Origin of the sequence: Rhizobacter sp. (assembly GCF_035702065.1) — a bacterium.
In the GTDB taxonomy this organism is placed as follows: Bacteria; Pseudomonadota; Gammaproteobacteria; order Burkholderiales; family Burkholderiaceae_C; genus Rhizobacter.
Genome location: NZ_DASSRA010000406.1, coordinates 1 through 7352 on the forward strand (window position 1 = coordinate 1; position 7352 = coordinate 7352).

The following is a 7352-nucleotide window of genomic DNA, read 5'->3' on the forward strand; positions in this document are numbered from 1 at the left end:
AGGTGGCCCTTAGCGCACCGGGCGGCAACTGCGTGAACGACACCGGGGCCTGCCTCTATCCGATCCTGACTACGACCAACAGCGGCAGCACAACGTTTCAGACAGACGTTAACGGTGGCTCGATCTACACCGACAGCTACAACATCTCGGTTGGCACCAGCTTCTCGGCGCCCCTGGTCAGCGGCACGGTCGCCCTGATGCTCTCCGCCCGGCCGGGCATGACGCCAACCGATGTGCGCGCCGCCCTGCAAGGCAGTACACGCAGCTTCCCCAACAGCGGTGCCGACGCCGGCGTGTTGGCCTGCCGCGCACCCGACAGCACAGAGCAACTGGAGTGCTACTGCACCACCTCCACCTGCGGCGCCGGCATGCTCGATGCCGGTGCGGCGGTGGCCGGTGCGGCGCGCGGCCTGCAGGCGCGCGTCACGCTCAACAGCGAATCCCCGGCGGCGCCCGACACCATCACGCTGAGCGGCAGCAACTCCTTCGTGATCAGCCCGCGCACGCTGTCGACCTACCAGTGGACGCTGGTCGACGGCGGCGGCATCGTCACTGCACTCGCACCCAGCGGCGCGAGCGCCACGGCCACGCCCTCGGGCGCCGGCCGCTTCGTCGTGCGCCTGTCGGTGACCGACAGCACCGGTGCGCAGTCGACCACCGACCGTGCCATCGACGTGGCCGGCCCACCGCCCCCGCCCGCACCCATCCGCGCCGCCGACGGCGGTGGTGGCGGCGGCGCGCTCGGTCCGGTGTGGCTCCTCCTCCTCTTGTCTGCCGTGGTCGCCCTGCGGCTGCAGTCGCGCCGACGATCTTTCTGAAGTGGTTGTGTCCTGATGTTGAAGTTCCGCCGGGCCCGGGCAGTCTTGATGGGTCTCTCTCTTGCCAGTCTTTTCACCGGGGTGGTTACCAGCGAAGCGCAGGCCGCTCAGCCGGTCGCGGGCCTGATCGTCAAGTTCAAGGACGCCCCCGCCACGGAGCAGGCCGCCACAGTCTCGACGGTCACGCGCACCCTCGAAGCGAACCACCGCATGCGCCGCGTGCTGCAGGCCGCGCGCCTGAGCGAGGCGCGGATGCGGCCCACCGGCCGCTCGGCGCAGCACCTCTCGTTCGGCCGCGCGCTGTCGCGCGTCGATGCCGAACAGATGGCCGCGCAATTGCGTGCCCAGCCCGAGGTGGAGTGGGTGGTGCCCAATGAGCGCGAACGCCGCCTCGACGTGCCCAACGACCCGCTCTACGGTGCTGGCGGATCGGGTGGCCAGTGGTGGCTGCACGCCCGCAGCTCGTCGCCTGCCGACGCCGCACTGCCCGGCTTCGAGACCGCCTGGCTCACCGAGACCGGCCAGGCCAGCGCCGTGGTGGCCGTGCTCGACACCGGCGTCACCGCCCATTCCGAACTGAGCGGCCGGCTGCTGCCGGGCTACGACTTCGTCTCGGAAGTCGAGTACGCGAACGATGGCGATGGCCGCGATGCCGACCCGTCCGACCCCGGTGACTGGGTCGACGCCACCGACCTCGCACGCCCCGAGTTCGCCGGCTGCAACGAGCAAGACAGCTCCTGGCACGGCACCATCATTGCCGGCATGTTGGCTGCTGCGACCAACAATCAGCTGGGGGTGGCCGCCATCAACTGGAACGGCCGCGTGCTGCCGGTGCGCGTGGCGGGCAAGTGCGGCGCCACGGTGGCCGACATCGTCGACGGCATGCGCTGGGCGGCCGGGTTGCACGTCGATGGCGCGCCCGACAACACCAACCCCGCGCGCGTGATCAACATCAGCTTCGGCGGCAGCGCGGCCTGCAACCGCGCCTACCAAGATGCGATCGACGAGCTGGCGGCCGTCGGGGTGGTGGTGGTGGCTGCCGCCGGCAACGAGGCCGGCGCGCCCACGCGGCCGGCCAGCTGCAATGGCGTGGTCGGTGTCGCCGGCCTGCGGCGCGACGGCCTCAAGGCCTACTACTCCAACTTCGGCCCCCAGATCGCCGTCTCCACCGTCTCTGGCGACCCGGCGGCCGACGACGGCTTGCTCACCCTCTGGAACGACGGCCCGCGTGCGCCGCTCTCCGAGAACTACGCCAACGTGTACGGCACCAGCTTCGCTTCGCCCATTGTGGCGGGCATCGCCGGCCTGATGCTGAGCGCCAACCCCAGCCTCACGGTGGCGCAGGTGATCGACGGCCTGCGTGCAAGCGCGCGGCCGCATGTGGTGGTGGCGGGTCTGCCGGTGTGTTCGGCCATCCAATCGTCGGAGTGTCTGTGCACCACCAGCATCTGCGGCGCGGGCATGGCCGACGCGGTGGGGGCGCTGCAGTACGCGCTCAACCCGCCGCCCCCCGCGCCGGTGGCTTCGGCGCCCGAACCGTCGTCAGGGGGCGGGGCGCTCGGTGGGCTGTGGTTGGCCGGCTTCGCGCTGGCTGTCGGCGTCTTGGCCATGGGGTCGCCACGCCGGGCAACCCGTCACGCAAGCCTTCGTCACTGACGCACAGAGGGGCAGGGCGTGAACGCCTTGCCGAGCAGCGCCTCGGCGCGCAGGCCGGCCAGGCGGCTTTGCAACGTGGCATCGGCGCGTTCGACGTGCAGGTTGTGCGTGACCACCGCGGGTGACAGCGCGGCCACCCGCGCCGTGCGCACGCCGCGCTGGGTGACATCGGCCAGGGCCTTCTCGGCCGCGGCCTTGCTGTCGTAGCGGCCCAGCGCCAGGCCTTCGTCGAGCTCGGGGTTGATGCCATGCACTTCTTCGAAGGCGATCTTCAGGCGCTTCAACTCGTCGGCCTTCTTCAGCAGCGCGTCGCGGTTGGGGTACTTGCCCATGTAGACGACCCACACGGCTGCGGTTTCGGTGCGGGTGGTGGTCCAGCTGCCGCTGGGCAGCACGGTCTGCAGCACGCCTTCGGCGGCGGCGATCTGGGCGGGCGTGTAGGGACCGGCTTCCAGGCAGGCGGGCGGCTGCTCCACCACCGCCGCGACTGCGGTCGCCGAGGGCGGGAGCACGCGGATGGTCTCGGGGCGCACCTGGCGCTGCAGGCGGTCGGGCTCGCGGTCGCCCTGGGCGCGGGCGCCCACCACACCATCTAGCAGGCCCTGCGTCCAGGCGTAGAAACCGAGGTTGGCGACGATGAGTGCGAGGACGATCAGCCTCAGCATAGGGCGCCGCTTCCCGAGTCGGGCGGCCCACCGTGGTCGAGGCGCACGCTCACCTCGCCGCTGCCCACTTCGCGCAGGCCGTCGGCCGTCTGCACGCGCAGGGCACCGAGGGGCGTGACACCTTGCGCCACCCCTTCGGGCAGGCCGGCCAGGGTGGTGGTGATGGCGCGGCCGCGCAGCAGGTCGCGCGCGGCGAAGCGCTCGGCGAAGGGCGCGAAGCCCTCGCGCTCGAAGGTGCGCAGGCCCTGCACCAGCGGGACGGCGATCTGCGCCAGTGTGCGCGGCGCGGTGGCGAGGGCATCGAGCTCCTGCAGGTAGCCGTAGCCGCTGCTGACCTCGTCGGTGAGCTGGGGCAGGATGTTCAGGCCGATGCCCACCACGGCGAGCCGCGTCGGGCCGGCCATCACGGTCTCGATGAGGATGCCGCCGAGCTTGCGGCCCAGGGGCGAGACGTCACCGATCTCGGCCGGTGGCGCGTCCATCAGCCACAGGTCGTTGGGCCACTTGAGGCCGATGGTCGGGCGGCCGGGCAGGCGCTTGGGCTCCAGCGCGTCGGCCAGGGCCACGCCCACCGCCAGCGAGAGGCCGGACCAGTCGGCCGGGTTCATGGGCAGGGAGAGCGAGAAGGTGAGCGAGGCGCCGGCGGAGGATTGCCACACGCGGCCCATGCGGCCGCGGCCGCCGGTCTGGTGCTCGGCCACCAGCAGGCAGGGCTGCACGTCGGCTGCCCGGCGGCCGAAGGCGGCGCTCTCGATGCTGCGGCGCACTTGCACCAGCTCGTCGGTGGCCGGCTCCACCCGCACACGGGCCCGTTCCAACAGCGCCGTGTTGGTGGAGGTGCTGCGTGCCACCACCTCGACGCTCAGGCCCGGCAGCAGCGGCTCAAGCTGCTGCCACAGCGATTCGGCGCTCCATTGCAGCGGTTCGTTCATCGGGCTCACGACTTATCTCTTGGGGGCGAGCATGGTGCGCCGGCAGTCCTTGGCGCCGCACCGGCACTCGTATTCTTTCTTCAGCTTGGCGGTGTAGGGCGCGTCGATGCTCAGACCGTAGTCGTAGAACAGCTCTTCACCGGGCTTGAGGGCGCGCAAGGCCTTGATGAAGACCCGGCCATTGGTTTCGTCGGCCTCGCAGTTGGGCTTGCAGGCGTGGTTGATCCAGCGTGCGGCGTTGCCGCCGTACTTGGCGTCGATGGCGTCGCCCGAGTCGAGCGAGAAGTAGAAGGTGTGGTTTGGGTCGCTGGGGTCGTGCGGGTGGCGGCGCAGCGCCTCGGGCCAGGAGATCACTTCGCCCTTGTACTCGATGATGACCTCGCCCTTGGCGATGGGCGCCACGGCGAACACCCCCTTGCCGTGCACGCCGCTGCGGCGCACCTGGATGCGGCGCCCGCCGGCAGCAGCGGCCGCAGGGCGGGCCGAGGCTGATGCGGTGGCAGGGGTGCGGGGCTTGGCGGGTGTCTTGGCGTGGGGCTTCCCGCCTTGGGCTTGCGTCATCTGCTTCTTTGGGTACATTGAATTCATGGGTGCGCGCGTGCCTGCGTGTGCGCACGCGTATACGCGCGAGAAGCCCGGATTGTAGAGAGAGCGCCGTAGGACCGGGCGCAAACAATTGAAAGAGCCATGAGCAAAGCTTTGATCATTGCGGAGAAGCCGTCGGTCGCCCAGGACATCGTGCGGGCGCTGACGCCCGTCGCGGGCAAGTTCGAGAAGCACGACGAGTACTTCGAAGGCGAGCACCACCTCGTCACCTCGGCCGTGGGCCACCTGCTGGAGATCAAGGCGCCGGAGGAGTTTGACGTCAAGCGCGGCAAGTGGAGCTTCGCCAACCTGCCGGTGATCCCGCCGCACTTCGAACTCAACCCCATCGACAAGAGCAAGGGGCGGTTGAACGCCATCGTGAAGCTCGTCAAGCGCAAGGACGTGAGCGAACTCATCAACGCCTGCGACGCCGGGCGCGAGGGCGAGCTGATCTTCCGGCTGATCCAGCAGCACGCCAAGAGCAAGCACCCGGTCAAGCGCCTGTGGCTGCAGAGCATGACGCCCGCGGCCATCCGCGAAGGCTTCGAGCACCTGCGCTCCGACGAGGAACTGCGGGGCCTGGCCGAGGCCGCGCGCAGCCGCTCCGAGGCCGACTGGCTGGTGGGCATCAACGGCACGCGCGCGATGACGGCCTTCAACTCGCGCGATGGCGGCTTCTTCCTCACCACCGTCGGCCGCGTGCAGACGCCCACGCTCAGCATCGTGGTCGAGCGCGAAGAAAAGATCCGCAAGCACGTGGCGCGCGACTACTGGGAGATCAAGGCCACGTTCGCCGCCCAGGCCGGCGAGTACGAAGGCAAGTGGTTCGACCCCAAGTGGAAGAAGGGCGACGACGCCGAAGCCCGCGCCGACCGCGTGTGGGACGCCAAGACCGCCCAGGCCATCGCCGATGCCGCGCGCGGCCAGCCCGCCACGGTGACGGAAGAGAGCAAGCCCAGCACGCAGAGCTCGCCCGGCCTGTACGACCTGACCACGCTGCAGCGCGAGGCCAACTCGCGCTTCGGCTTCTCGGCCAAGACCACGCTCTCGATCGCGCAGGCGCTGTACGAGAAGCACAAGGCCCTGACCTACCCGCGTACCGACAGCAAGCACCTGCCGGAAGACTATGTGGCCGTGGTGAAGAACACCATGGAGATGATCGCCACCGAAGACATGCCCGGCCCGCTGAAGGCGCTGGCTACGCATGCCAAGAAGGCCATCAAGGAAGGCTACGTCAAGCCCAACAAGCGCATCTTCGACAACGCCAAGGTGTCGGACCACTTCGCCATCATCCCCACGCTGGTGGCGCCCAAGAGCCTGACCGAGATCGAGGCCAAGCTCTACGACATGGTGGTCAAGCGCTTCCTGGCGGTGTTCTTCCCGCCGGCCGAGTTCCAGGTCACCACGCGCATCAGCGTGGCGGCGGGGCACAGCTTCCAGACCAACGGCAAGGTGATGGTCAAGCCGGGTTGGCTGGCGGTGTACGGCCGCGAGGCGCAGGAAGACGACGCCAACCTGGTGGCCGTGGAGCCGGGCGAGAAGGTGCGCACCGAGAGCGTGGACGTGAATGCGCTCAAGACCAAGCCGCCTGCGCGCTACACCGAGGCCACGCTGCTCTCGGCGATGGAAGGCGCCGGCAAGCTGATCGACGACGACGAGTTGCGCGAAGCCATGCAGGAGAAGGGCCTGGGCACGCCGGCCACGCGCGCGGCCATCATCGAAGGCCTGATCCTCGAGAAGTACATGCACCGCGACGGCCGCGAGCTGATCCCCACGGCCAAGGCCTTCCAGCTCACCACGCTGCTGCGCGGCCTGGGCGTGGAAGACCTGACCAAGCCCGAGCTCACCGGCAACTGGGAGTACCAGCTCGCCGAGATGGAGAAGGGCAAGCTCAAGCGCGAGACCTTCATGGCCGAGATCGCCGCGATGACGCAGCGCATCGTCGCCAAGGCCAAGGAGTACGACCGCGACACCATCCCCGGCGACTACGCCACGCTCAAGACGCCTTGCCCCAACTGCGGCGGCATCGTGAAGGAGAACTACCGCCGCTTCACCTGCACGGGCAAGTCGGGTGACGGCGAGGGCTGCGGCTTCTCCATCGGCAAGATCCCCGGCGGGCGCAGCTTCGAGCTCGACGAGGTGGAAGAGTTCTTGGCCAACAAGAAGATCGGCCCGCTGGAGGGCTTTCGCTCCAAGGCGGGTTGGCCCTTCACCGCCGAGCTGCGCCTGGTGTTCGACGACGAGATCAAGAACTGGAAGCTGGAGTTCGACTTCGGCGAAGACGCCAAGAAGGAAGGCGAATCCGGCGAGCCGGTCGACTTCTCGGGCCAGGAATCGCTGGGCGCCTGCCCCAAAGACCAGGGCCGCGTGTACGAGCACGGCACCAGCTATGTGTGCGAGCACGCCGTCGGCGCCAATGTCACCTGCGACTTCAAGACCGGCAAGATCATCCTGCAGCAGCCGGTGGCGCGCGAGCAGATCACCAAGCTGCTCGCCACCGGCAAGACCGACCTGCTGGAGAACTTCGTCTCCAACAAGACGCGGCGCAAGTTCAAGGCCTTCCTCGCCTTCGACAAGAAGGAAGGCAAGGTGAGTTTCGAGTTCCAGCCGCGTGCGGGCAAGGCGCCGCCGGCCAAGACCGCCGCAGCCAAGGCACCTGCCACGGAGACGACGGCCGCCAAGGCCCCTGCCAAGAA

General features: G+C 69.2%; 6 protein-coding genes. 3 read left to right on the forward strand and 3 right to left on the reverse strand.

Translation table 11 applies throughout. The features are described 5' to 3' along the window. A partial coding sequence (locus VFL64_RS17850; protein ID WP_489541725.1) for a S8 family serine peptidase occupies positions 1-818 on the forward strand: 818 nt, incomplete at its 5' end. A gap of 48 nt (positions 819-866) precedes the next feature. Then, the gene (locus VFL64_RS17855; RefSeq protein WP_489541726.1) at positions 867-2474 is read left to right on the forward strand and encodes a S8 family peptidase; all 1608 of its coding nucleotides are present in this window, start codon (positions 867-869) and stop codon (positions 2472-2474) included. Here VFL64_RS17855 and VFL64_RS17860 read toward each other — a convergent pair. The 3 genes from VFL64_RS17860 to VFL64_RS17870 are packed head-to-tail and all read right to left on the reverse strand — an operon-like array spanning position 2468 to position 4659. Then, the gene (locus VFL64_RS17860) at positions 2468-3139 is read right to left on the reverse strand and encodes an SPOR domain-containing protein (protein ID WP_489541727.1); all 672 of its coding nucleotides are present in this window, start codon (positions 3137-3139) and stop codon (positions 2468-2470) included. The two genes, VFL64_RS17855 and VFL64_RS17860, sit on opposite strands and share 7 nt — an antisense overlap. Further along, a complete protein-coding gene (locus VFL64_RS17865; RefSeq protein WP_489541728.1) occupies positions 3133-4080 on the reverse strand; it encodes a biotin--[acetyl-CoA-carboxylase] ligase in 948 nt (315 codons plus the stop codon). The genes VFL64_RS17860 and VFL64_RS17865 overlap by 7 nt, the downstream gene beginning before the upstream one ends. 3 nt (positions 4081-4083) lie before the next feature. Then, complete coding sequence (locus VFL64_RS17870) at positions 4084-4659, reverse strand: SET domain-containing protein (RefSeq protein ID WP_489541729.1); 576 nt, start codon at positions 4657-4659, stop codon at positions 4084-4086. 99 nt (positions 4660-4758) lie between these two features. Between VFL64_RS17870 and VFL64_RS17875 the strand changes: the two genes are divergently transcribed. Then, positions 4759-7352 (forward strand): DNA topoisomerase III (locus VFL64_RS17875; RefSeq protein ID WP_489541730.1); only part of this gene is annotated, 2594 nt, incomplete at its 3' end.